Annotated in this window: 24 protein-coding genes; 11 read left to right on the top strand and 13 right to left on the bottom strand. The window is 67.4% G+C overall.

Features of this window, described 5'->3' with window-relative positions:
- Positions 1–17: 17 nt before the first annotated feature.
- Entirely contained in the window at positions 18–1,193 is a 1,176-nt protein-coding gene (moeZ, locus tag GX543_RS01355) for an adenylyltransferase/sulfurtransferase MoeZ (RefSeq protein WP_290849318.1), read from the bottom strand.
- 24 nt (positions 1,194–1,217) lie between these two features.
- Entirely contained in the window at positions 1,218–2,207 is a 990-nt protein-coding gene (locus tag GX543_RS01350) for a DUF3152 domain-containing protein (RefSeq protein WP_290849317.1), read from the bottom strand.
- A 99-nt stretch (positions 2,208–2,306) separates the two neighbouring features.
- Between GX543_RS01350 and GX543_RS01345 the strand changes: the two genes are divergently transcribed.
- On the top strand, positions 2,307–2,972 hold the full coding sequence (locus tag GX543_RS01345) for a TetR/AcrR family transcriptional regulator (RefSeq protein WP_290849316.1): 666 nt from the start codon (positions 2,307–2,309) through the stop codon (positions 2,970–2,972).
- A 25-nt stretch (positions 2,973–2,997) separates the two neighbouring features.
- Here GX543_RS01345 and GX543_RS01340 read toward each other — a convergent pair whose 3' ends face one another.
- From GX543_RS01340 to GX543_RS01330, 3 genes are read right to left on the bottom strand one after another with little or no spacing between them, the layout of a single operon-like run.
- On the bottom strand, positions 2,998–4,179 hold the full coding sequence (locus GX543_RS01340; protein WP_290849314.1) for a serine hydrolase: 1,182 nt from the start codon (positions 4,177–4,179) through the stop codon (positions 2,998–3,000).
- A complete protein-coding gene (locus GX543_RS01335; RefSeq protein ID WP_290849312.1) occupies positions 4,169–4,402 on the bottom strand; it encodes a DUF3107 domain-containing protein in 234 nt (77 codons plus the stop codon). Before GX543_RS01335 ends, GX543_RS01340 begins: the two co-directional genes overlap by 11 nt.
- 30 nt (positions 4,403–4,432) lie before the next feature.
- Positions 4,433–5,077, bottom strand: a complete 645-nt coding sequence (locus tag GX543_RS01330) for a ferritin-like fold-containing protein (protein WP_290849311.1) — start codon at positions 5,075–5,077, stop codon at positions 4,433–4,435.
- A 232-nt stretch (positions 5,078–5,309) separates the two neighbouring features.
- Between GX543_RS01330 and GX543_RS01325 the strand changes: the two genes are divergently transcribed.
- From GX543_RS01325 to GX543_RS01310, 4 genes are all read left to right on the top strand, one after another.
- Positions 5,310–6,938 (top strand): DEAD/DEAH box helicase, encoded by a 1,629-nt coding sequence (locus GX543_RS01325; protein ID WP_290849309.1) that lies wholly within the window; start codon positions 5,310–5,312, stop codon positions 6,936–6,938.
- 20 nt (positions 6,939–6,958) lie between these two features.
- Positions 6,959–8,218 (top strand): hypothetical protein, encoded by a 1,260-nt coding sequence (locus GX543_RS01320; RefSeq protein ID WP_290849308.1) that lies wholly within the window; start codon positions 6,959–6,961, stop codon positions 8,216–8,218.
- A gap of 64 nt (positions 8,219–8,282) precedes the next feature.
- Positions 8,283–9,272, top strand: a complete 990-nt coding sequence (locus GX543_RS01315; RefSeq protein WP_290849307.1) for an AraC family transcriptional regulator — start codon at positions 8,283–8,285, stop codon at positions 9,270–9,272.
- Between the two features lie 129 nt (positions 9,273–9,401).
- Positions 9,402–10,580, top strand: a complete 1,179-nt coding sequence (locus GX543_RS01310) for a serine hydrolase (protein WP_290849306.1) — start codon at positions 9,402–9,404, stop codon at positions 10,578–10,580.
- 61 nt (positions 10,581–10,641) lie between these two features.
- On the opposite strand, the gene GX543_RS01305 is transcribed toward GX543_RS01310, so the two are convergent.
- A complete protein-coding gene (locus GX543_RS01305) occupies positions 10,642–11,436 on the bottom strand; it encodes an AAA family ATPase (RefSeq protein WP_290849304.1) in 795 nt (264 codons plus the stop codon).
- Between the two features lie 64 nt (positions 11,437–11,500).
- Positions 11,501–11,923 carry a hypothetical protein gene (locus GX543_RS01300; protein ID WP_290849302.1) on the bottom strand — a complete coding sequence of 141 codons (423 nt, stop codon included), beginning with the start codon at positions 11,921–11,923 and terminating at the stop codon, positions 11,501–11,503.
- A gap of 67 nt (positions 11,924–11,990) precedes the next feature.
- Here GX543_RS01300 and GX543_RS01295 point away from each other — a divergent pair, with 67 nt between their 5' ends.
- Both GX543_RS01295 and GX543_RS01290 read left to right on the top strand, forming a co-directional pair.
- The gene (locus GX543_RS01295) at positions 11,991–12,938 is read left to right on the top strand and encodes a diacylglycerol kinase family protein (protein WP_290849300.1); all 948 of its coding nucleotides are present in this window, start codon (positions 11,991–11,993) and stop codon (positions 12,936–12,938) included.
- 250 nt (positions 12,939–13,188) lie between these two features.
- Entirely contained in the window at positions 13,189–13,443 is a 255-nt protein-coding gene (locus GX543_RS01290) for a WhiB family transcriptional regulator (protein ID WP_009679257.1), read from the top strand.
- Between the two features lie 78 nt (positions 13,444–13,521).
- On the opposite strand, the gene GX543_RS01285 is transcribed toward GX543_RS01290, so the two are convergent.
- From GX543_RS01285 to GX543_RS01270, 4 genes are all read right to left on the bottom strand, one after another.
- Complete coding sequence (locus GX543_RS01285; protein WP_290849298.1) at positions 13,522–15,042, bottom strand: sensor histidine kinase; 1,521 nt, start codon at positions 15,040–15,042, stop codon at positions 13,522–13,524.
- A gap of 43 nt (positions 15,043–15,085) precedes the next feature.
- The gene (locus GX543_RS01280) at positions 15,086–15,307 is read right to left on the bottom strand and encodes a biotin/lipoyl-binding carrier protein (RefSeq protein WP_290849297.1); all 222 of its coding nucleotides are present in this window, start codon (positions 15,305–15,307) and stop codon (positions 15,086–15,088) included.
- 322 nt (positions 15,308–15,629) lie between these two features.
- Positions 15,630–15,926 carry a mycothiol system anti-sigma-R factor gene (gene rsrA, locus GX543_RS01275; protein ID WP_290849295.1) on the bottom strand — a complete coding sequence of 99 codons (297 nt, stop codon included), beginning with the start codon at positions 15,924–15,926 and terminating at the stop codon, positions 15,630–15,632.
- Positions 15,923–16,645 (bottom strand): sigma-70 family RNA polymerase sigma factor, encoded by a 723-nt coding sequence (locus GX543_RS01270; RefSeq protein ID WP_290849293.1) that lies wholly within the window; start codon positions 16,643–16,645, stop codon positions 15,923–15,925. The genes rsrA and GX543_RS01270 overlap by 4 nt, the downstream gene beginning before the upstream one ends.
- A 173-nt stretch (positions 16,646–16,818) precedes the next feature.
- Here GX543_RS01270 and GX543_RS01265 point away from each other — a divergent pair, with 173 nt between their 5' ends.
- Together GX543_RS01265 and GX543_RS01260 are read left to right on the top strand one after the other, a co-directional pair.
- On the top strand, positions 16,819–17,565 hold the full coding sequence (locus GX543_RS01265) for an SOS response-associated peptidase (protein ID WP_290849292.1): 747 nt from the start codon (positions 16,819–16,821) through the stop codon (positions 17,563–17,565).
- 7 nt (positions 17,566–17,572) lie between these two features.
- The gene (locus GX543_RS01260; RefSeq protein WP_290849290.1) at positions 17,573–17,947 is read left to right on the top strand and encodes a DUF5313 family protein; all 375 of its coding nucleotides are present in this window, start codon (positions 17,573–17,575) and stop codon (positions 17,945–17,947) included.
- A gap of 13 nt (positions 17,948–17,960) precedes the next feature.
- On the opposite strand, the gene GX543_RS01255 is transcribed toward GX543_RS01260, so the two are convergent.
- Complete coding sequence (locus tag GX543_RS01255) at positions 17,961–19,466, bottom strand: NAD(P)/FAD-dependent oxidoreductase (RefSeq protein ID WP_290849288.1); 1,506 nt, start codon at positions 19,464–19,466, stop codon at positions 17,961–17,963.
- A gap of 147 nt (positions 19,467–19,613) precedes the next feature.
- On the opposite strand from GX543_RS01255, the gene GX543_RS01250 reads away from it, so the two are divergent.
- Positions 19,614–20,555: an NADP-dependent oxidoreductase gene (locus GX543_RS01250; RefSeq protein ID WP_366929044.1), complete on the top strand. Its 942-nt coding sequence runs from the start codon at positions 19,614–19,616 to the stop codon at positions 20,553–20,555.
- A 32-nt stretch (positions 20,556–20,587) separates the two neighbouring features.
- Here the strand turns inward: GX543_RS01250 and GX543_RS01245 are convergent, their stop codons facing one another.
- Positions 20,588–20,776, bottom strand: coding sequence for a hypothetical protein (locus GX543_RS01245; protein WP_290849286.1), 189 nt, complete (start codon positions 20,774–20,776; stop codon positions 20,588–20,590).
- A 120-nt stretch (positions 20,777–20,896) separates the two neighbouring features.
- Between GX543_RS01245 and GX543_RS01240 the strand changes: the two genes are divergently transcribed.
- The gene (locus GX543_RS01240; protein ID WP_290849284.1) at positions 20,897–22,066 is read left to right on the top strand and encodes an aminotransferase class I/II-fold pyridoxal phosphate-dependent enzyme; all 1,170 of its coding nucleotides are present in this window, start codon (positions 20,897–20,899) and stop codon (positions 22,064–22,066) included.
- Positions 22,067–22,222 lie beyond the last annotated feature (156 nt).

Here is a 22,222-nt window from a genome sequence, read left to right as displayed (position 1 = left end):
GTGATGTCGGCAGCCGATCAGTAGACCGGCATCTCCGGAGCCAGCTGCGCGGCCCAGGCGACAATGCCGCCCTGCAGGTGGGTGGCGTCTTCGAAGCCTGCCTTCTTCAAGGCCGCGAGGGCCTCCGCCGAGCGGATCCCGGTTTTGCAGTACAGGACGATCGGACGGTCGTGCGGCAGGTCGCCCAGGGCTCGACCGGACAGGATCTCCCCCTTGGGAACCAGTCGGGCGCCGTCGATCCGGTTGATCTCGAACTCGACCGCCTCGCGGACGTCGATCAGCACCGGCGGGGTCGGCGAACGCAGCGCCGCATCCACTTCTCGCGGCGTGCGGGTCGAACCGACGGCGGCCGCGGCGGCCTCGTCGGTCAGCACGCCGCAGAACTCGTCGTAGTCGATGAGTTCGGTGACGGCCTCCCCCACCGGGTCGGCCCGCACGACGACGGTCCGGAAGGTCATGTCCAGCGCGTTGTAGACCAGCAGCCGACCGAGCAGCGGGTCGCCGATGCCGCAGATCAGCTTGACGGCCTCGGTTCCCATGATCGAGCCGATCGTCGCGCACAGCACCCCCAGCACCCCGCCTTCGGCACACGACGGCACCATTCCGGGGGGAGGGGCCTGCGGATACAGGTCGCGGTAGTTGATGCCGCGGCCGTCGGGGGCGGACTCCCAGAACACCGAGACCTGCCCCTCGAACCGGAAGATCGAGCCCCACACATAGGGCTTGCCCGCCAAGATCGCGGCGTCGTTGACGAGGTAGCGCGTGGCGAAGTTGTCGGTGCCGTCGAGGATCAGGTCGTACTCGGCGAAGAGTTCGACTGCGTTCGACGGGTCGAGCCGGAACCGGTGCAGCCGCACCTCGACGAGCGGGTTGATCTCCGCGATGGAATCGCGGGCGCTCTCCGTTTTGAGTCGGCCGACGTCAGCGACTCCGTGGATCACCTGTCGCTGCAGGTTGGACGAGTCGACGACGTCGAAATCGACGATCCCGATGGTTCCGACGCCTGCGGCGGCAAGATACATCAGGGTCGGCGCGCCGAGGCCTCCCGCACCCATCACCAGGACCTTCGCGTTCTTCAGCCGCTTCTGTCCGGCCATCCCGACATCCGGAATGATGAGGTGACGACTGTAGCGCTCCACCTCGTCGCGGGTCAGATCCGCAGCGGGCTCCACCAGCGCAGGCAGTGACGACATCTCCGATGACCTCCGAGCGGCCCGTCAGGCCTTGGTCGGGTACGGCCAGGCGTTCGCCTTGCAGGTGAGACTGCGATCGACGTCCTTCATGTCCGAGTCCAGCGCCATGATCTGAGCGTTCGCGGTACCGAAACTCTGCTGCATCATGATCGGCGCGAGGGCGCCGTTCTGTTTGCACACCTGGTGCTTGTCGTAGCCTATGCCGTGACCGACCTCGTGGTTCACCAGGTACTGGCGATATGCGACGTCGTCGCCCTCGAACGCCAGCGCGCCGCGCACCCATCGCGCCTCGTTCAGCACCACTCGCGCATCGGGCGGGTAGTAGCACGAGGTCTCGAGCTTGATCTGATAGCCGCAGAGTTCGCGCGCGGTGCCCGTCGAGCTCAGTGAGATCCGCAGGTCCGGCTCGCCGGAGTCCACGCGCTGGAACGAGACCTTGTCGGCGCCGATCCAGCTCTTGGGGTTGGCGAGGGTCGCGTCGACCAGCTTGGCGAACGCACGTTCGCCGCCGTACTCGGCGGGATCGATGCCGCGCTCCACTTCCACCGTGTAGGTGTACAGCTGCTTTCCGGTCCCGACCTTCGGCCCTCGACCGGGCACGATGCGATAGACCTTCTCGCCCTTGGTGGTGAACTCACCGCCCGCGGGCAGCGCGCCCGCGGGGAGCGCCGCTTCCTGGATCTGACCGGTCGGCGCGCCGATAGCGGTCGTCTCCTCATCGACGTGCGTGTTGCGAACCTCATCGCTCGGCTCCGAGGCCACAGCCGGTGCCTTCTCGGTGTTCTGAACGGTCACGACCAGCAACGCGATCGTCAGCGCGACCAGGACGGGAATGGCGTAGGCGCGCCACCCGTATGCGCTGATGAAACGTCCCACGGCGCTGCGCTTGCGCCGGGGAGCTCGGTCGGAACGCTGCCTGCCGCTGTCCGCGATCGGATCCCATCGAGCGCGCAGCGGCTGGTCGGGCCGCGGACGACGGGGGCGCTGCGCCCCTTGCTCTGAAGTACCGGTCACACCGACAACTTTGTCATAGATCGGACGAAGGACTCCGCACGCACCCTCCGCGGCGGTGCGGACGCCTGAGATCCGGGACGTGCCGAGTAGGGTCTAAGAATGTCGTCCTCCACTCCTCAGGCACCCGCATCGACCGGCAACGGTCGCAGCGGCACCCGCCTGCCGCGCAGCGCTCGGCGTCGCCAACTTCTCGACGCCGCCAGCGAGATCTTCGTCGAGCGGGGGTACCACTCTGCCGGAATGGACGAGATCGCAATCCACGCGGGGGTCAGCAAGCCGGTCCTCTACCAGCACTTTCCCTCCAAGCTCGATCTGTACATCGCGGTCGTCGATTCGCACGCTGAGAAGCTCGTCGCCGATGTGAACCGTGCCCTGCTGACCACCAGCGACAACCGGCAGCGCGTACAGGCAGCGGTCCAGGCGTTCTTCGACTTCATCGACGACGACAACTCCGGCTATCGCCTGATCTTCGCCTCCGATGCCATGGATCCGGCGGTGATCCGGCGTGTCGACGGCGCAACGGAAGCCTGTGTCGACGCCGTCTACGGCCTCGTCATGCAGGATTCGGGGATGGACCCGCACCGGTCGCGCATGCTGGCCGCCGGACTCGTCGGCGCGAGCGTCGTGACCGCACGGTACTGGGTCGACGCCAGCCGGCCGGTCGACAAGTCCAGCGCCGTCGACACCACCGCGGCACTGCTGTGGGGCGGACTCGCCGGCGTGCCGATGCTCAGCGCCCGGGACGAAGGCACCACCGAGGCCTGAGCCTCGAGGCCACGCCGACAGCCGGTCAGCGCGCCCGATACACCTCGGCCTCGAAGTCCAGTGACGCGCGCAGGGCCACCGGGTCGGCGAAGGGCAGCACCTGGGCGCCCCACACGCCTGCGACATCGGCAGTGCGGTCTATCCAGAAGTAGACGTTGGCCAAGCCCGCCCACCCGAGCGAGCCCGCACTGCGTCCGGTCGCAGCCTGCTCGTCGTTGACCATGAACGAGTAGGCCCACGACTTCGGCTGGCCGGGGAAGAAGTCGGCGTCGTGTGTGATCACCGCATCGACGCCACGCAGCGGCGTCACCCGTTGCTCCGCGACCAATCCGTTCCGTGCCGCCCAGTCGACGGTGTCCGCGTTCAGCACCCGGCCGCCCTCGCCGTCGCCGTTCCGCAGCCACATCTGCAGGAAGCGCGCGTAGTCGAGGACCGTGGAGTAGACGCCCTGACCGCCCATCTGGACTTCCGGCTCCTGCGGCATCACGATGCGGGTGGCCTTGAGCGAACCGTCGGGACGGCGCATGTGCACCGCAGCGCGCCGCCGGTCCATATCGGCGCTCAGGACGAAGCCGGAGTCCACCATCCCCAGCGGTGCGAAGACCCGTTCGGCGAGCACCTCGCCCAGTCGCGCACCGCGTACGGCTTCGACCACCAGACCGGCCCAGTCCATGTTGGAGCCGTAGTTCCAGGCGCTCCCCGGCTCGAACAGCACGGGCGTCATCAGCGACGCCTTCTGGGCCGTTGCGACGTCCGGGTAGTGCCGATCGCCGACCAGTCGCCGATAGCGGTCGTCGAAGAACGGGTACGCGAACCCCGCGGTGTGCAGCAGCAGCATCCGCGTGGTGATCGGTGTCCGGACCTCGCGGATCTGCGGGGCGCCGTCGTCGGCGAAGCCCTCGAGGACACCGACCTCACCGATCTCGGGCAGATACTCGGCGGCCGGGGCGTCGAGATCGAGCACGCCGTCGTCGACGCACTGCAGCACCGCGGTGGCCGTCAGCGGTTTGGACGCCGAGTACAGCGCGATCACCGTGTCCGGTGTCATCGCCTGCTGCTCCGTCGCCGAACGCAGTCCCGCAGCCCCGCTGAAGACCGAACCGGTCGACCGAACGACGGCGGCGGCTACCCCGGGAACACGCTCTGCATCGGGACCCTCGACCGACGTGGCCAGGAGGCCGCGCAGGCGATCGGCGTCAGGCTGCACCGAAACCGACGCGACGGTTCTCCGCGCTGCCGACCTCGACGTAGGCGATCTTGGCGGCCGGGATCAGCACCCGCGCACCCTTGTCGTCGGTCAGCGCGAGGACCGCGTCCGTTCCGTCGAGTGCTCGCTGGGCCGCGGCATAGACCTCGTCGGCCTTGTCTGCGGAGGCGAAACCCAGTTCGCGCGGGCTGTTTTCGATACCGATCTTGACATCAACGCTCATGCTCAGAATCCTACCGTCACGATCCGACAGTCACGCCAGCGATAGTTCGGTCATGCGCTGTGAATGACGCGCGGCCATGTTCTCGAAGAAGTCTGCAGCGTTGTTGAGGGTCGCGGTGCCGTCGAACAGCATCGCCATCACGTCCTCTTCCTCCGCCAGCACCCACTGCATGTGCGTGATGGCCTCGCCGAGCAGCCGGCGTCCCCACAGGGCCAGCGGCGCCGCGACGGCCGGATCGGCCGCGACCGCCGCGCGCACACCGTCGACGGCGAACTGCGACGACCCGGTCTCGGCCATCACCTGCTTCATGATCGGCTGGACCTCAGCGGGCATCACGTCGGCCATCTCGACGTAGAAATCGGCCGCCAGTCCGTCACCGATGTACATCTTGACCAGCACTTCGAGCCACGATGTCGGCATCGTCACCCGGTGATACTGATCGAAGACCTTCGCGTGCGACGCCACCGCGGCGTCGGGATCGCCACCCTCGGCGCGAATCTGCTCTGCCAGCACCTCGAAATGCCCCATCTCGGCGGCGATCAACCGCATGATGGCCACCCGATCGGCGGTCGTCGGCGCCATGGCCGACTCCTCGATCAGGCGGTAGCAGGCGGCGAACTCGCCTGCGAGTAGGACTTCGTAGAGCTTGTTGACCGCTGCAGAGTTGTTCGACATGCAAGTCAGCGTATGCAAGGCGCTACACTGAGGACCAGGCGTGTGGCCGATCCGCCCGACGAAGTCACACTTCGCGGCTCCCTGCAGAGGTTGCGAGCGGCACGTCCGACCTTGAGCGCGCACCTGCGAAGGGCTTGAATAGAGCCCTGGTCCGCCGAGGGTCCCGCCCGTCGGGACCCCGCGGTTTCTCTTGTGTGCGTGCACGAACACCGCGAGAGGCTTGAAACTCAATATGACTACCAATTCCACGGCGGCCGAATCCGCCGGGAGCGACGACATCCAGACCACGATCGTCGCCGAAGACCACGCTGCACCCACGTTCGCCGCACTCGGCGTTCACCCGGCGATCGTGGATGCGCTCGCCGCCGACGGCAAGGTGCACACCTTCGCGATCCAGGAGCTCACGCTTCCCCTGGCGCTCGCCGGCTCGGATCTCATCGGGCAGGCCCGCACCGGCATGGGCAAGACCTTCGGCTTCGGCGTTCCGCTGCTGCACCGTCTCGTGACGGCGAACGCTGACGACGCCTCGGGGCTGCGGCAACTCGACAACACCCCCCGCGGCCTCATCATCGTCCCGACGCGCGAACTGTGCGTGCAGGTGACCGAGGATCTCGAGATCGCCGCCAAGGGCGTCGACGTCACCCTCGCCGACGGCACCGTCCGCCCGTTGAAGATCACCTCGATCTACGGCGGTCGTCCGTACGAGCAGCAGATCGAGGAACTGCAGAACGGGGTCGACCTGGTCGTCGGCACGCCGGGCCGCCTTCTCGACCTCGCGAAGCAGGGCCACCTGGTCCTCGGCAAGGTCGGCGTCCTGGTCCTGGACGAGGCCGACGAGATGCTCGACCTCGGCTTCCTCCCCGACATCGAGCGGATCATGGGCGCACTGCCGACCGACCGGCAGACGATGCTGTTCTCGGCCACCATGCCGGGCCCGATCGTCACCCTCGCACGCACCTTCCTCAATCGTCCGACGCACATCCGCGCCGAACACGCCAACGACTCCGCCGTGCACGAGCGCACCACGCAGTACGTGTACCGCGCGCACGCCATGGACAAGGCCGAGCTGGTGGCGCGCGTGCTGCAGGCCGAGGGTCGGGGCGCGACGATGATCTTCACGCGCACCAAGCGCACTGCGCAGAAGGTGGCCGACGACCTCCTCGAGCGCGGCTTCTCGGTGGGCGCCGTGCACGGCGACCTCGGCCAGGTGGCGCGCGAGAAGGCACTGAACAGGTTCCGCGAGGGCAAGATCGACGTCCTCGTCGCCACCGACGTCGCCGCCCGCGGCATCGACGTCGACGACGTCACCCACGTCATCAACTACCAGTGCCCCGACGACGAGAAGACCTACGTCCACCGCATCGGTCGTACGGGTCGCGCGGGCCGCACCGGCATCGCGATCACCCTGGTCGACTGGGACGAGCTGCACCGCTGGGGCCTCATCGACAAGGCGCTGAGCCTCGGGATGCCCGAGCCCGCCGAGACCTACTCGACCTCCGACCACCTGCGCGAGGACCTCGGCATCCCCGAGGATGCGAACGGTCGCATCGGCGCGCCGCCGCGCAAGGCGGACGAGCGCCGCGAACCTCGCGAGCCGCGTCCGGACCGCCCGAAGCGCGCCCGCCGTCGTACCCGCGGCGGCAAGACGGAGGCCGCGGCCGGCGAGAACTCGACCACCCCGAACGCAGCGGACGCAGATGCCCCCGCCGGCGATGCTCCCGCCAGCGATGCTCCGAAGGCAGAAGCGAACTCGAGCAGCACCGGCGAGAGTGACGGCGAGCGTCGCCCCCGCCGTCGCCGTCGCCGTCGCAGCGGCGGCAAGTCCGCCGAAGGCGCAGCGGCCTCCCCCGCCGCCGAGTAGTTTCGCCTACCCTCGCGAGAATGGGACAGACACCTCCGGAACGGCGCACCCGCACCGACCTCATTGTGACGGCACTGATCGTCGCAGCGGTGGTCGTTGCGGGTGTCGCCGTCTGGTGGACCAGTTCGGCACGGCACAGCCACCTGGAGACGGCGACCGAGCAGGCCCCGGTCCAGTTGCCCGCCGAGAACGTCCCGCGTCAGGTGAGCGTGAAATGGTCGGCGCCGTCCGCGGTGACGTCGGTCCCGCAGATCACCCGCGATTCAGTGATCTCCGCGACGAACGGAACGGTGACCGCCCATCGCCTCGACAACGGCGAGCAGGTGTGGCGCTACCGCCGCGACCTCCCCCTGTGCGCGGCCACGGCAGGCTGGCAGGGCGGTGACAACAGCGTGCTGGCGGTCTATCGCAACGACCGCGGATGCAGCGAAGTGATGTCGCTGCGCGGCGCAGACGGCAGTCGGCACGGCGCCCGGAGCAGCGACGCCGACGCGGACGCCACCCTGTCGATCGGCTCCGACTACGCGCTGCTGTACGGCTCGACTCGCCTGGAGACGTGGGGCTCCAATCTGGTGCGCGGCATCGAGTACGGACGGATCGACGCCCCGGTGAACGCCGACGTGGGTCCCGACCGCACCGGATGCCGCCTGTACTCGGCGCTGTCGGGGGCCGATCGCGTGGCGGTCGTCGAACGCTGCCACGGCGACGTCGGGTACCGACTCACCGTGCTGGGCGCCGATCAGACCAGTGACGAGAAGATCCGGCAGTGGGGCACCACGATGATCACCACGAGCGCCACCGGCCCCGCGCCGCGCGTCATCGCGGCCACCGACTCGGCGATCGCCCTCTACGACGGCGGCACCGACGCCTCGGGAGTCGTCAACGGCCCGGCCGGACCGCGAATCAGGACCTTCACCCCGCAGGCCGAAGCGGCCGGCGACCACCCGGTCGCGGGAGATCCGGCGGTACCGGTGACCAGCAGGCCGATCATCGACCAGGGCGTCATCTCGTTCTGGACGGGCCAGAGCACCGTGGTGCTCGACGCGTCCAGCGGCTCCCCGCTGTTCCAAGTGGCCGGGGCCATCGGCCCGGGCTCGGTGATGGCGGGCCAACTGATGGTCCCGATGCCCGGGGCCATCAGCGTCCGCCGCGCCTACGACGGCAACGAGGAGTTCCGCATCCCGGTCGACCGCGGCGACGTCAAGGGGCCGGTGTCGCTCCGCGTCTTGGGCGACACCATCGTCGAGCAGCGGGGCACCGAGATCGTCGCCCTGAGCTGAGCGCGCGCCACTCGTCGTCGGAGATTCGAGTGCTGCGCGTCGCGACCGCCAGTACTCTCGCAGCATGCAGAGCGACCTCGACCCGCGACCGCGCGATCGCCGCGCGCTGGTCCCGGAGACCAACTGGGACGCGATCGCGGAGTGGACCGATGACAAGTACATGCAGTTCGACGTGCAGCCGGTGGGCCGGGCGATCGCGCCGGCCTCGTCGATGTTCTCCATCGACATCGGCGAGATCACGATGACCCACTTCAGCTACGGGACCGAGGTCTCCCTGCGCGACTTCGACGCCGAAGCGGGCAACGTGCTGGTCCTCACCACTCTGCGCGGCCGGACTCGACATCGCGTCGGACACCGGACCGATGCCGTGCTGTCGACCGGACAGACTTTCGTCGCAGACTGCAGCCGTGCCGACTACCGGCTCGGCGCCGACGACGACCACCTTCAGCTGAACCTCACCGTTCCACACCGCCTGCTGGCCGACCTCGCGCTGCGCTGGTGGGGTCACGTGCCGGACGACTCTCTGTGGTCGCGGGGCTGCGAGATCGGCGGAGCCGGGACTCCCTGGATCAACCTCCTCGGTTATGCGACGAGCACCGCTGCCGTCGCGCCCGACGAGGTGTCGTCCGGACGAATCGGCCAGCACCTGCAGGAGACGATCGCCGCGCAGCTCCTCCGAGACTGGGCGCTGCGGGCGGAGGTCGACCTGGAACGGAGGTCGACCGTCGCGGCACCGGGCTACGTCCGTGCCGCCGTGCACTACATCGAGGCCAACGCGCGCGACCTGCCGACCGTCGCCGAGATCGCCGGCGCCGCGGGTATCAGTGTGCGCTCGCTCAGCGGCGGCTTCTCGCGTTACCTCGGGACGTCGGTGCGCAGCTACCTCGTGGAGCAGCGACTCCAGGGCGTCTATCGCGAGCTGCTGTCGGGCGGTACGTCCGTCACCGCGAGCGCCCACGGTTGGGGGTACGTGAACCTCGGGGTCTTCGCCGCCAGTTATCGCCGACGGTTCGGCGAGAAGCCGTCCGAGACCCTGGCGCGCGCACGCCGCTGATCAGGTGCCACGCACGTCACACAGGTCGTCGCCGTTCAGAGGCAGTCGTTGCCGATCGCAGACATGGCGTCGGCCGCAGCGGGGACATGATCACTTCTGTCATCATCACCACCAGCACAGGAGAATGAGATGCCCGACTTCGCACCACTCGACGACATTCTGCAGCGCGTCGTCTCCGCCGACCCCGACCAGCGCGTTCCCGGGGTCGTTGCGACGGTCACCCGAAGCGACGGCGACGTGTACGTCGGTGCCGCGGGTGCCCGGTCGCTGGACGATCCGACGCCGATGACGGCCGACACCGTCTTCGCCGTGTTCTCGTGCACCAAGGCGCTCACCTCGACCACGGTCCTGCAGTGCGTCGAAGACGGTCTGCTCGACCTCGACGCCCCGGCGTCGGAGTACGTCCCGGAGCTCGGCGAGTTGCCGGTTCTCGACGGCTTCGCCGCGGACGGTTCGCAGATCCTGCGCGCACCGACGACTCCGATCACCACCCGCATGCTGCTACTGCACACCGCGGGACTCTCGTACTCGTTCTTCTCCGAGGAGTACGCCCGGCTGCTCGCCGAGACCGGACAGCCCGACATCCTCACCGCGTCCCGCGACTGCCTGCGCTCACCCCTGCTGTTCGACCCCGGCACCCGCTGGAGCTACGGCACCAACATGGACTGGGCCGGCCTGGTGGTGGAGTCGATCCGGGGACAGCGTCTGTCTGAAGTGATGCAGAAGCGGGTGTTCGACCCGCTCGGCATGTCCGAGTCCGGGTTCGTGATGACCGATTCGATGGCCGCCCGCCGCGCCGAAGTTCATCAGCGCCTCGACGACGGCTCCCTGGTCCCGACCGGGCTGGTCCTCGATCAAGAGCCGGAAGTCGACATGGGCGGTCACGGCGTGTACGCCACAATCGGCGACTACACGAAGTACCTGCGCATGTGGTTGCGCGACGGTGAGGGCGAACACGGACGTGTCCTGCGAGCCGAGACCGTCCGGAGCGCCTCCGTCAACGGTCTGGGCGATCTCAAAGTCGGGATGCTCGCCAGTTCCGCGCCGGCACTGACGCACGACGCCGAGTTCTTCCCCGGCCAATCGAAATCGTGGGCGTACTCGTTCATGGTGAACGACGATGAGGCGCCCACCGGTCGGACCGCCGGATCACTGGCCTGGGCGGGGCTGGCGAACCTGTACTACTGGATCGACCGGGAGAAGGACGTCGCAGGGATGTGGGGAACGCAGATCCTCCCCTTCGCCGACCCCGCATCCGTCGGCGGCTACCTCGACTTCGAGACAGCGGTCTACCGGGCGATCTCTTAGCGGGGTGGTCTCCCGATAGGGTGGTGACGCCGGCGTCCGAGCCGGGCGCACGGGCGCGAGGTCAGGAGATCTCGAGCTCGTGCGTCTTGACCTTGCCGCCGTTCCACGAGTCCCAGAGGTTCTCGGCGAGTTCGCGGTAGGCGGTCGCGCCCTTGTTCTTGCGGCCGCGCATCACCGAGGCACCCGACGCCGAGGCCTCCGCGAACCGGACAGTGCGCGGAATCGGGGGTTCGAGGACCGGCAACTCGTAGCGGTCGGAGACGTCCGCGAGGACGTCGCGGCTGTGCGTGGTGCGGGCGTCGAACAACGTGGCGACCGCACCCAGCATCTTGAGGTCGGGATTGGTGATCTGCTGCACCTCGTTGACCGTGCGCAGCAGTTGGCCGACGCCCCGATGCGCCAGCGTCTCGCACTGCAGCGGCACGATGACCTCGTCAGCGGCGGTGAGACCGTTGAGCGTCAGCACGCCCAGCGAGGGCGGGCAGTCGATCAGCACGACGTCGAAGTCCTCCGCGACCTCGGCCAGGGCCCGTTTGAGGGCGTACTCGCGACCGGCGCGCATCAGCAGCAGCGCCTCGGCGCCGGCGAGGTCGATGGTCGCGGGCAGCAGCGTCACATTGTCGTCGGTGTCGAGCAGCACGTCGGCGATGTCTTCCGCGCCGATCAGGACATCGTGCACCGACTTCGTCAGCTGGTCGGGATCGTGTCCCAGTGAGAAGGTGAGGCAGCCCTGCGGGTCGAGGTCGACGACGAGAACCGAGACGTCCTTGTCGGCCAGGGCTGCACCGACCGACGCCGTGGTGGTGGTCTTCGCCACCCCACCTTTTTGATTCGCGATGGCAAGGGTGCGCGTCATAGCCACCACCTTACGATGGGCCTCGTCACGTCGACCTGTCAGGCCGGACCTCGGTGTCCGACGGTCAGGCGTCCGGGGGGAGATCGGAGGCTTCGAGCCAGGTCACCGACGCCGGAGCGAACAACAAGGCCAGCAGGACCACGGCGAGGATCGCCACCGGGATGCCGATCGCGGGGAGGCCGCTGGTGTAGAGGTAGTACGACACCGGCAGCAACAGGATCTGCGCCATCAGCGAGATGGCACGTCCCCAGCGCTTGCCGCGGATCAGCGCGATTCCGCCCGCGAAGACGGAGCCGCCGATCACCACGAACCACATCGCGGTGCCGTAGCCGCTGATCGCGACCTCTTTATGGCCGAGCGCTTCGCGGACGATGAAGATCACGGCGACGATCAAGCCGAGCGACCCCTGAGCTGCGGTGCCGAACCCGACCCACCGAAGGGTCTTCGGAACGGCAGGGACACGGCGAAGGGGATCGGAACTGCTCACTACTCCAGAGTATGACCGCGGACCCCCAACTCGTGAATCGGGCGCGCGCGCGATAACGTGTTCCCTCGTGCGCGTCATGCTCATCACCAATCCGTTCGCCACCTTCACCACGCCTGAAGGTCGTGACGCGCTGGCCAATACCCTCGATTCCCGCTTCCAGGTCGACGTGGAACACACCACGCACCGGGGCCACGCGGGCGAACTCGGTGCCCGCGCCGCCGCAGAGGGCTACGACGCGGTCGTGGTCCACGGCGGCGACGGCTCGGTGAACGAGGCGACCAACGGAATTCTCGGCGCCCCCGACCGGCCGCGACGGAATCCCGCCGACCTGCCCGCGCTCGGCGTGGTGCCCGGCGGCAGTGCCAACGTGTTCGCGCGGGCGCTCGGCATCGACCGCGACCCGCTCACCGCCACCGCCCAGCTGATGACGCTGCTGGATCAGCGCTCGCGGCGGTCCATCAGCCTCGGGCACACCCTGAACCGCTGGTTCCTGTTCAACGCGGGCATGGGGATGGACGCCATCGTGGTCCGCCAGATGGAGGAGCTCCGCGCGAAGGGCAAGAAGGCCACCGCCGGACTGTACTTCCGCACCACCCTCGGCGCATTCTTCAAACCGTCGATCACTCCCCCGGCGTTCACCGTCGAGGTCCCCGACCACGAGCCGATCGAAGGCGTCCGGTTCGGGTTCGTCAGCAACACCGGCCCGTGGACCTACTTCGGCACGCGCGAGATCCGCACAAATCCGGGCACCTCGTTCGACACCGGCCTCGGCATCTTCGCCGCCACCTCCATCGCCGTTCCGCGAAACCTGGTCCTCGGCGGCCGACTCATCGCCGGCACCGAGCCCAAGGCGAGTCATCTCTACCGAAATGACGATGTGGAGTGGGTCCGTTTCACCTCGCCGGAACCCGCCGACGTCCAAATGGATGGCGACTACCTGGGGCTTTACCAGAATCTCGAGTTCGGCTACCGGCGCGCGGTCCTCGACGTCGCAGCACCCGCGAAGGCCGATTAACCTCCGCGCTACTGGCCGGTAAGCACGAGTTTGACGGCTTGCCAACCCCATGTGATGTATCCGGCAATCAGATCACAACTATAGCCAAACGTCCGGGCAGAGTAGTACAACAGATATTGACGCAATCACCCACCCCTGCCAAGCGACGTCCTGCGCCCCAAGCCAGGTGAATTCGGTATTGCACCTCAAGTCAAAACTGACCGTGATGCAAGCGCGTGCTGACAACGCCGTAGAGCTATTAGGAGATGTAATGGATTGGCGCCACAAGGCTATCTGTCGTGATGAGGACCCGGAGCTGTTCTTCCCGGTCGGCACGTCAGGTCCCGCCATTGCGCAGGTCGCCGATGCCAAGCTGGTCTGCCAGCGGTGCCCCGTCACCGCCGACTGCCTGGCGTGGGCCCTTGAGACCGGCCAGGACGCAGGCGTCTGGGGCGGCATGAGCGAGGACGAGCGTCGCGCGCTCAAGCGTCGCAACGCACGCACCCGCGCACGCAGCGCCGTCTAAGCGTCATAGACTCACTGCTCCGAAAGCCCCGGTCAACGACCGGGGCTTTCGGCGTTCCGGGGTCTGGGTGTTCCGGGGTCAGCGCAGCGGAATGTCGAGCCGGACCAGCGTGCCGATCCCGCTCGGGGCGTCCACCAGCGCAATGGTCCCGTTCAGGTCGTTCGAGACCAGCGTGTTGACGATCTGCAGGCCGAGCCGATTCGACGCCGCGATGTCGAAGCCCTCGGGCAGCCCGCGGCCGTTGTCCGTGACCGTCACCTGCAGGTCCCGCACATCGCGTTCGGCCGCGATCACGATCTCGGCACCCTCCTGGCCCGCGGTGAATCCATGTTCGATCGAGTTCTGAATCACTTCGGTCAGGACCATGACGAGCGGCATTGCCAAGTCTGCGGCCAGCACGCCGAGACGGCTGTCGCGTCGCACGGTGACCCGAGTGCCGCCGTCCGGCAGCCACACGTCCACCAGCGACGAGCCGAGCCGGTCGACCACCGCGTCGAGGTCCACTTCTTCCTCGACGCTGCCCGAGAGCATCTCGTGAACCAGGGCGATCGATGACACCCGTCGGACCGCCTCATTCAGCGCGGCAGCGGTCTCCTCGTTCCCCGACCGACGCGCCTGCAGTCGCAAGAGCGCGGAGACGCTCTGCAGATTGTTCTTCACACGATGGTGGATCTCGCGGATGGTCGCGTCTTTGCTGATCAGCGCGAGATCACGACGTCGGACCTCGGTGACGTCGCGGATCAGGAGAATCGCGCCCCGCGACTGCCCCGCCGACCGCAGCGGCACCGCACGCACCAGCACCGTGGCGCGCCGCGCGTCGAGTTCCATGCGCAGCGCCATGTCCGACGGCGGCAGGCTCGCGTCCGAGACGGTTCCCGCCGCGGCCATGACCATCGCCCCGGCGTCGGCCGACTCGAACGGATCGGTCAGCAGCGCAGCCAGGACCTCGGCGACCTGTGAGCCGCCGAGATCGGTGGTCCAACCCATGCGGTGCACCGCGGAGAGCGCGTTGGGACTGGCATAGGTGACACCGCCGCCGGCCTCGACGCGGATGAAACCGTCGCCCGCGCGCGGCGTCGAGAGGCCCAGGGTGTTCGCCTCATCGAGGGGGAAGGTCCCTTCGACCACCATGCGGCACAGCGCCTCGGCGGCATCTCGATAAGCCGATTCGAGAGGAGAGGCCGGTCGCGAATCCGAGGCGTCCCCCGCGCGACCGAGCACGGCGATCACTTCGCCGTCGAACGTCACCGGAACCGCGAGCCGCTCGATCAGCAGATGGCCGAATCGGGTCGCGATCGGCTCGCGTTCGATGAGACCGGACACCAGCGCCGACGACATCAGCGGATTGGCGCCCTGCTCGCTCGCGGGTTGGTCGATGCGGTGGCCCACCTCGTCGCGGGGGAACACGGTCGATGCCGTGTTGGGTCGCACCTGCGCCACGTAGACGATGGAACCCGACGTCCCCGCGACCGCCAGCAGGTAATCGGCGAACGAGAGATCCGCGAGCAGCTGCCATTCGGCGACGAGCCGCTGCAGGTGTTCGCCAGCGGGCGCCGACAGCGTCGTGTGCTCAGCGAGGAGATCAGTGAGGGTGGCCATCGGCGGCGCTCAGCTCCTGCCCGACTCCGTCGGTCCTCGGCTCTCAGTCCTGCTGGTACGTGGCGATGATGTCGCCGGCCTGGATCACGTCGCCGACGTTCACCTTGACTTCCGCCAGCACGCCGGCGTCTTCGGCCAGGACCGGGATCTCCATCTTCATCGACTCGAGAAGTACGAGGGTGTCGCCTACCTCGACTCGTTTGCCGGCCTCCACCGAGACCTCCAGAACAGTCGCAACGATTTCATTGACCACGTCTTCTGCCATGAGCACATGTTAGCTACAGCACCACTCGGACGAAACTCGTGTCCGCCTGATTAACGTCGACGGCGATCGTCGTGAAACAATGGTCGACGCTAGGTGACCGCATTATCGAAGGAGGTCCGTCATGAGCAAGCGCGGACGTAAGAGGCGCAGTCGTAAGAAGAACGCAGCCAACCACGGCAAGCGTCCTAACGCCTGAGTTGAACTGACTCGGCTAGACGACGAAGCGGCCCGATTCCCTCAGGGGAATCGGGCCGCTTCACTTCGTCGGAGTAGGTGCTGCGTCGGAGTAGGTGCTGCGTCGTCGAAGCGTCGCGAGAAGTCGCTACTGACCGTCGATCCGGTACGTCGTCTGCTCGATGACCACCGACCGCCGGATCTCGACGCGCAACCGCTCGCGCAGGCCGTCGGGGGCGTGCTCGCCGCCGCACTTACGGCTGATCAACGCTTTGAGCTGCTGTTGCACCCCGTAGTGCTCGAGGCACGACGGACATCCGTTGACGTGTCCCTCCAGACGCAGTCGCGCGCCGGAATCGCATTCGTTGTCGAGAAGCAGATAGATGTCGGCAAGGACGGCCGAGCAGTCCAGGTTCTCGAATTCGCTGTCGCCTGTCCCGCTCACTTGGCCACCTCGCTGGTGCGTCCGAAGCCGCGCTCGCGGGCGACGTCGGCCAGGAGGTCGCGGAGTTGGCGGCGGCCGCGGTGCAACCGCGACATGACGGTGCCGATCGGGGTGTCCATGATTTCGGCGATCTCCTTGTACGGAAGTCCTTCGACGTCGGCGTAGTAGACCGCCATGCGGAAGTCCTCGGGCAGCTTGCCCAGGGCCTCCTTGATCTCGTCGTCCGGGAGGCCTTCGAGCGCCTCGATCTCGGCCGATTTGAGTCCGGTCGACGAGTGCTCGGCGGAGGCCGCGAGTTGCCAGTCGGTGATCTCGTCGGTGGGATACTGCGCGGGTTGGCGCTGCTTCTTCCGGTACGAGTTGATGTAGGTGTTCGTCAGGATCCGGTAGAGCCAAGCCTTCAGGTTGGTTCCCTCGCGGAACGATGCGAACGCCGAGAAGGCCTTGATGAAGGTCTCCTGGACCAGGTCTTCAGCGTCGGCCGGATTGCGCGTCATGCGCAGCGCGGCGCCGTACAACTGGTCGAGGAGCGGCAGCGCGTCGCGCTCGAAACGCTCAGTGAGCTGCTCTTGGGTCTCGGGTGGACCAGGACTCTCAGAAGACACGTACTTCCCTTCGCTGGAAATGTGCTCTACCAAGTCTAGCGATCCATGAGAGGGGCGTACGCCCTCCGGTCGACCCGTCACGATCGCACCGCGCGACAGCGTTGCCGTGGGCATCGTGGAGCCACCTCCTTCAGTCCGGAAACCGGCGACAACCGAGCTCTCTGTCGAATCCTCGGCCGGCGTCGAATCGTTGTTCATCGACTCGGTCAACAACACTCCGCCGAGGTTTGTTCCGAAGGCAGCGCGGCGGGATGCAGGGCGGTCGGTGGCGTGCCAGCATGGATCTCATGTGCGGACGCTATGCAGTCACCACCGATCCGGCCAAGCTGGCCGCCGAGATCGACGCGATCAACGAGGTCGGCGACGCCGACGTCCGCGAGTCGTACAACGTCGCGCCCACCACGACCGTGATGACCGTCGTCCAACGTCACGAGCACGGCAGTCCCGACGATGTCGCCGCGCGACGCGTCCGGGCGATGCGGTGGGGTCTGGTTCCGTCGTGGACCAAGGAACTCGGCAAGGGCCCACTGCTGTTGAACGCTCGCGCCGAGACACTCGCCGAGAAGCCGGCCTTCCGGCAGTCATTGCCCGGCAAGCGCTGCTTGATCCCGATGGACGGCTGGTACGAGTGGAAGCCCGGCCCACCGGGCCCCAAGGGCAAACCGACCAAGATCCCGTTCTACATGTCGCCGACCGACGGCACCCGGCTGTTCATGGGCGGTCTGTGGGCGGCGTGGCGACCGGCGGAGGCGAGGGCTGCAGGCGACGACTCGCAATGGGTCTCGAGCACCACCATCATCACCACCGACGCCGTCGGCAAACTCCAGGACGTGCACCATCGGATGCCGCTGATCATGCCGTACGAGTACTGGGACGCCTGGCTCGATCCCGATGCCGCTGCCGATCCGCTGCTCTTGGCGCCACCCGCCGCGGAGTTGGTCGATGCCATCGACATCCGCGAGGTCTCGCCGCTGGTGAACCACGTCGCGAACGACGGTCCGGAACTTCTCGAACCGGTCGGGAGCGTGGGATAGTCGGGGCATGAGCACTGAACACCCCGGTCTGCTGCAGAAGATCGGTTATCTCCTCGGTCGCCGCCTGCCGGAATCCATGCAGCCCTGGGTGCTCAACGACCTCACCGGCCCCGGGGCCTTCCGCCGCTACTTCGTCCGCGGTCTGATCCCGGTGGTCCCGCTGTTTGCCGCATTCATGTTCATCCCGGGTTCGGTGTGGGTCAAGGTCGGCATGATCGTCCTGCTGCTGATCCCCTTCGTCTACTTCCAGGCCGCGCTGAGTCACGTCTTCCGTCGGCATCTGATGGTCAACAACGGGCTGGACCCCGAGCTGTTGAACAAGCACAAGGTGCGGCGGGCCGACGCCATCAGCAACGACTACCACCAGCGGCACGGGCGCTGAGAGCGCCCGCCGGTCAGGCGTACGCGTAGTCGTCGAGTGGGAAGTTGGCCTGCTCGTGCAACGTCGCGAGCGTGGAGTTCGGCCGCAGCAGGGTCGCCTCCCCGTGCTGGTTGAAGTAGTAGCTGCGCGACGACGCGCAGTCGCCCGCGTAGAACACCGACGACTCGAGGTTCTTGGTGGCGCGGTCGAGGAACTTCCGATTGGCCGCCTCGGTGACCTCGAAGCGCGCGGTGCCGCGTCGCCGCATCTCGCCGAACAGCCTGCCGATGTGCTTCATCTGGCCCTCGATGGTCGTGAAGTACGACAGCCCGCTGTACGAGTACGGGCTGTTCAACGTCAAGAAGTTCGGGAACTTCGGCACCGTGATCCCCTCGTACGCCTGGAAGCGGCCCTCGCGCCACCACTGGCCGAGGTCGCGCCCGTCGCGGCCGATGATCTGGAAGGCCGGAAAGTTGACGTCCCACAGGTTGAAGCCGGTGGCCAGCACCAGCGTGTCGACGTCGATCTTGGTTCCGTCGGCGGTGACGATTCCGTCGCGCACCACGTGGTCGATGGTGCCGGTCTCGAGCGCGACGTTGTGCTGGTTGAACGTCCGGAAGTAGGTGTTGGAGAAGGTCGGCCGCTTGCAGCCGAAGTCGTAGTGCGGGGTCAGCGCCTGGCGCGTCGCCTTGTCGCGCACCTGCAGGCGCATGTGGGCCTTGGCCATCAGCGTCGCGACCTGGTTTCCCGGCTTGGCCTGCTTGTAGTGCAGCACGCCGAGCACCATCAGCGCCTCGAGCAGTGAGGTGTTCACCAGCCGCGCGGCCTTCTGCGTCAGCGGGACCTTCGCGAACACCTGCTGCACCGGCTTCGGGATCGGGAAGTCGATCTTCGGGACCACCCAGATCGGCGTGCGCTGGAACACCGTCAGCGACCGGGCGACCCGCGCGATCTCCGGGATCAACTGGACCGCGGTGGCGCCGGTCCCGATCACCGCGGCGCGGCGGCCGCCGAAGTCGTAACCGTCGCGCCAGTCGGTGGTGTGGATGATGTCGCCTTCGAACGTGTCGATGCCGTCGAAGTCCGGAGTGTGCGGCTGCGAGAGGAAACCGGTGGCCGTGGCCAGATACCGCGCCGTGCGGCTGCGGCCGTCGTCGGTGTGGACCGTCCAGAACTCGCCGTCGTCGTCCCATTCGGCACGGCGCACCACGACCCCGAACTCCATGCGCCGTCGGAGGTCGTACTTGTCCGCGATGTGCTCGGCGTATCTCTTGAGTTCGGCGCCCGGCGCAAACAGCCGCGACCAGTACGGGTTGGGCTCGAAGGAGTACGAGTAGGTGACCGACGCGATGTCGACCGCCAGCCCCGGATAGTGATTCACGTGCCACGTGCCGCCGAGGTCGTCCTCGCGTTCGAGGATCGCGAAGTCCTCGATCCCGAGCCGGGTGAACTCGATCGCCGCGCCCATGCCGCCGAAGCCCGCTCCGACGATCACCACCTCGTGATCCAACCCCGAGTGATCCAACCCCGACTCGCTCATCGCTGACTCCATCCCGAAGAATTACTGTGACAGTAAGTTCACGGTAACCGGTGAAGGCCCCGGTGAACAGGTCTCATCGAGCGCTACTGTCCAGAGTTGGCATGATGGTCCGTGGTACCGGAATCACCCCGATCAGCAGAGGAACTGGTGGACAAGACCATGGCCAAGAAGATCATCGCCGCCGAGTACGGAGATCCCGTGAACGTCCTGGAGGTCGCCGAGGCGAAGATCCCGATTCCCGGCCGCAAGCAGGTCGTCGTCCAGGTGCGCGCCGCAGGCCTGAACCCGTATGACGTGAAGGTCGTCAGCGGCGCGATGGGCACCGACGCCTCAAGGCTGCCGATCTCACCCGGCGCCGAAGCCTCCGGCGTGGTCCATCTCGCGGGCACCGACTCAGAGTTCGTGAAGGGCGACGAGGTCGTCGTCTACCCGGCCACCGCCGCGTTCGCCGAGTACGTGCTGGCCGAGGCCGACAACGTCCACCACCTGCCCCGCGGTCTCGGGTTCGACGAGGCGGCGTCCTTGCTCTTGGCCGGTGTCACCGCAGTGGATGCCCTCGCCACCCTCCGCATCACCGGCGACGACGTCGTGCTGGTGCACGGCGGCGCCGGCGCGGTCGGCTCGATTGTGGTGACCGAGGCGCTCGCCGGCGGAGCCACGGTGATAGCCACCGCGTCGCCCCGGAATCACGATCACCTGCGCGAGCTCGGCGCTGTTCCCGTGGCGTACGGCGAGGGGTTGGCCGACGCCGTCGAGGAAGCCCGCGCCGGCAAGCGGATCACCGCGGTGATCGACTCCGTCGGCACCGACGAGGCCATCGACGTTTCCCTTGCGCTGGTAGCTCCCCACCGGATTGTCAGCATCGCCGCGTGGGGACGCGCCGACGACGGCATCACCATCATCGACGGCAGCAGCGAGCGGAGCCGCCATCACCGTAGGGAAGCGGTGGAACCATTGCTGGCCGACGCCGCGTCGGGTCGCATCGCTGTCGAGATCGCCCGCAACTTCGGGTTCGACGACGCAGGCGAGGCCTTCAACGAACTCGTCGGCGCGCACCCGCGGGGCAAACTCGTCTTTCGCCCGCAGTAGCTCGCGGCCGGCGCCCGGCGTGGAGGGTCGGACTAGGGCTTCTTCCCGCTGAAGAACAGTGCGCCGGCACCGACGATCGCCAAGCCGATCAGTGCCAGCCAGAACGCTGCCTTGAGCAGCGGGCCGAGGATCGAGAGGACGATCAGGACGGCGATCACGATCAGCACGATCTTCCAGATGGAAGCGCTGCCGGACTTTCGGGGTTCCAGGTTTGTACTCATGACTCCACCGTGGCCCACCGACGCCGGGAAGTCACCACTTGGACCGTGAAACCGGGGAAACCTCAGGGTCCTCCCCTACGCGCCGTCGGCCCGCACAGCACGACGCCTAAGGTCTAGACCATGAAGTTCTCGAGCCGCGCCGGAGCCGTCACCCCGTTCTACGCGATGGAGTTCGGCAAGCACGCCGCTGCTCTCGAAGCCGCAGGCCACCACGTGGTGAAGCTCAACATCGGCGAACCCGACTTCGGCGCACCGCCGGCATTCCTTCGCGAGGTGCAGCGGATCAGCGACGGCCGGTCTCTCGCTTACACCGGTGCCCTCGGTCTTGACGAACTACGCGCCGCCATCGCCGGATTCACCGCCGACAAGTTCGGCGCCGACGTGGCGCCGGAGCGGGTGGTCGTGACGACGGGCGCGTCTGCCGCACTTCTACTGTCGTGCGCAGCGCTCATCGACCCCGGCGACGAGGTCCTCGTCGCCGACCCGTCGTACCCCTGCAACCGCCGGTTCGCAGAAAGCTTCGGCGGCCGGGTCCGGCTGATCGAGACGACCCCGGAGACGCGATTCCAGCTCGACGCCGAGACCGTCGCCGGCGCATGGTCGGACAGGACGCGCGGCGTCATGGTCGCCACGCCGTCGAATCCGACGGGTACCTCCCTGGCCTACGACGAGTTGGCTCGCCTCTGCGCGACTGTCGCCGACCGCGACGGATGGCGCATCGTCGACGAGATCTACCTGGGGCTCGCCGACGACGGTCCCGACGGCCCGCCGCGCAGCATTGCGGCCGACGACCCCGGCGCAATCGTCATCAACAGCTTCTCGAAGTACTTCGGCATGACCGGCTGGCGCCTCGGCTGGGCAATCGTTCCCGAAGAGATGATCCCCGTCGCCGAACGACTCGCGCAAAACTACTACATCTGCCCTCCTACCCCGTCACAGTTCGCTGCCCTGACCTGCTTCGAGCCCGAGACCATCGCGGTCGCGGAGGATCGCCGCGCCCAGTTCCGGCATCGCAGGAAGCTGGTGCTCGAGGGACTTGCACGAATCGGGCTCGACGTCCCCGTTCCGCCCGACGGTGCGTTCTACGTGTACATCGACGTCGGCTCCACCGGGCTGACCTCCACAGAGTTCTGTGAAACCGCGCTCCAGCAGGCACACGTCGCACTCACCCCGGGCAAGGACTTCGGCGACGTCGGTGCCGAGCAGTTCGTCCGACTCAGCTACGCTGCGTCCGAGGACGACCTCGCTCTCGCGATCGACCGACTCGGGGATCTGCTGAATCGACTCTGATCGGCACCCTTCACGCTGCTGCGGTTGCTTCGTTGGTGAGGGTGCGTCGTGCGTTGGAGCGGAGGGGTTGGCGGGTGCGGTTGGGGTGGTCGGGGTCTGCTGGTGGGATGAACCAGGGGTGGCGGTCGTGGCCGATGACGATCTGCCAGCCGGTGT

This window comes from Gordonia sp. (in: high G+C Gram-positive bacteria), assembly GCF_012515855.1.
Lineage (GTDB): Bacteria > Actinomycetota > Actinomycetes > Mycobacteriales > Mycobacteriaceae > Gordonia.
Note: the sequence above shows the minus strand (reverse complement) of the source record. Positions and strands in the feature narration are given on the sequence as shown.

What these genes read in the sequence shown, in the direction of transcription:
- moeZ (WP_290849318.1), bottom strand. Translation starts at nt 1,193, where the DNA reads ATGTCGTCACTGCCTGCGCTGGTGGAGCCCGCTGCGGATCTGACCCGC.
- GX543_RS01345 (WP_290849316.1), top strand. Translation starts at nt 2,307, where the DNA reads ATGTCGTCCTCCACTCCTCAGGCACCCGCATCGACCGGCAACGGTCGC.
- GX543_RS01335 (WP_290849312.1), bottom strand. Translation starts at nt 4,402, where the DNA reads ATGAGCGTTGATGTCAAGATCGGTATCGAAAACAGCCCGCGCGAACTG.
- GX543_RS01330 (WP_290849311.1), bottom strand. Translation starts at nt 5,077, where the DNA reads ATGTCGAACAACTCTGCAGCGGTCAACAAGCTCTACGAAGTCCTACTC.
- GX543_RS01325 (WP_290849309.1), top strand. Translation starts at nt 5,310, where the DNA reads ATGACTACCAATTCCACGGCGGCCGAATCCGCCGGGAGCGACGACATC.
- GX543_RS01320 (WP_290849308.1), top strand. Translation starts at nt 6,959, where the DNA reads ATGGGACAGACACCTCCGGAACGGCGCACCCGCACCGACCTCATTGTG.
- GX543_RS01315 (WP_290849307.1), top strand. Translation starts at nt 8,283, where the DNA reads ATGCAGAGCGACCTCGACCCGCGACCGCGCGATCGCCGCGCGCTGGTC.
- GX543_RS01310 (WP_290849306.1), top strand. Translation starts at nt 9,402, where the DNA reads ATGCCCGACTTCGCACCACTCGACGACATTCTGCAGCGCGTCGTCTCC.
- GX543_RS01305 (WP_290849304.1), bottom strand. Translation starts at nt 11,436, where the DNA reads ATGACGCGCACCCTTGCCATCGCGAATCAAAAAGGTGGGGTGGCGAAG.
- GX543_RS01290 (WP_009679257.1), top strand. Translation starts at nt 13,189, where the DNA reads ATGGATTGGCGCCACAAGGCTATCTGTCGTGATGAGGACCCGGAGCTG.
- GX543_RS01285 (WP_290849298.1), bottom strand. Translation starts at nt 15,042, where the DNA reads ATGGCCACCCTCACTGATCTCCTCGCTGAGCACACGACGCTGTCGGCG.
- GX543_RS01280 (WP_290849297.1), bottom strand. Translation starts at nt 15,307, where the DNA reads ATGGCAGAAGACGTGGTCAATGAAATCGTTGCGACTGTTCTGGAGGTC.
- GX543_RS01270 (WP_290849293.1), bottom strand. Translation starts at nt 16,645, where the DNA reads ATGCCCACGGCAACGCTGTCGCGCGGTGCGATCGTGACGGGTCGACCG.
- GX543_RS01265 (WP_290849292.1), top strand. Translation starts at nt 16,819, where the DNA reads ATGTGCGGACGCTATGCAGTCACCACCGATCCGGCCAAGCTGGCCGCC.
- GX543_RS01260 (WP_290849290.1), top strand. Translation starts at nt 17,573, where the DNA reads ATGAGCACTGAACACCCCGGTCTGCTGCAGAAGATCGGTTATCTCCTC.
- GX543_RS01255 (WP_290849288.1), bottom strand. Translation starts at nt 19,466, where the DNA reads ATGAGCGAGTCGGGGTTGGATCACTCGGGGTTGGATCACGAGGTGGTG.
- GX543_RS01245 (WP_290849286.1), bottom strand. Translation starts at nt 20,776, where the DNA reads ATGAGTACAAACCTGGAACCCCGAAAGTCCGGCAGCGCTTCCATCTGG.
- GX543_RS01240 (WP_290849284.1), top strand. Translation starts at nt 20,897, where the DNA reads ATGAAGTTCTCGAGCCGCGCCGGAGCCGTCACCCCGTTCTACGCGATG.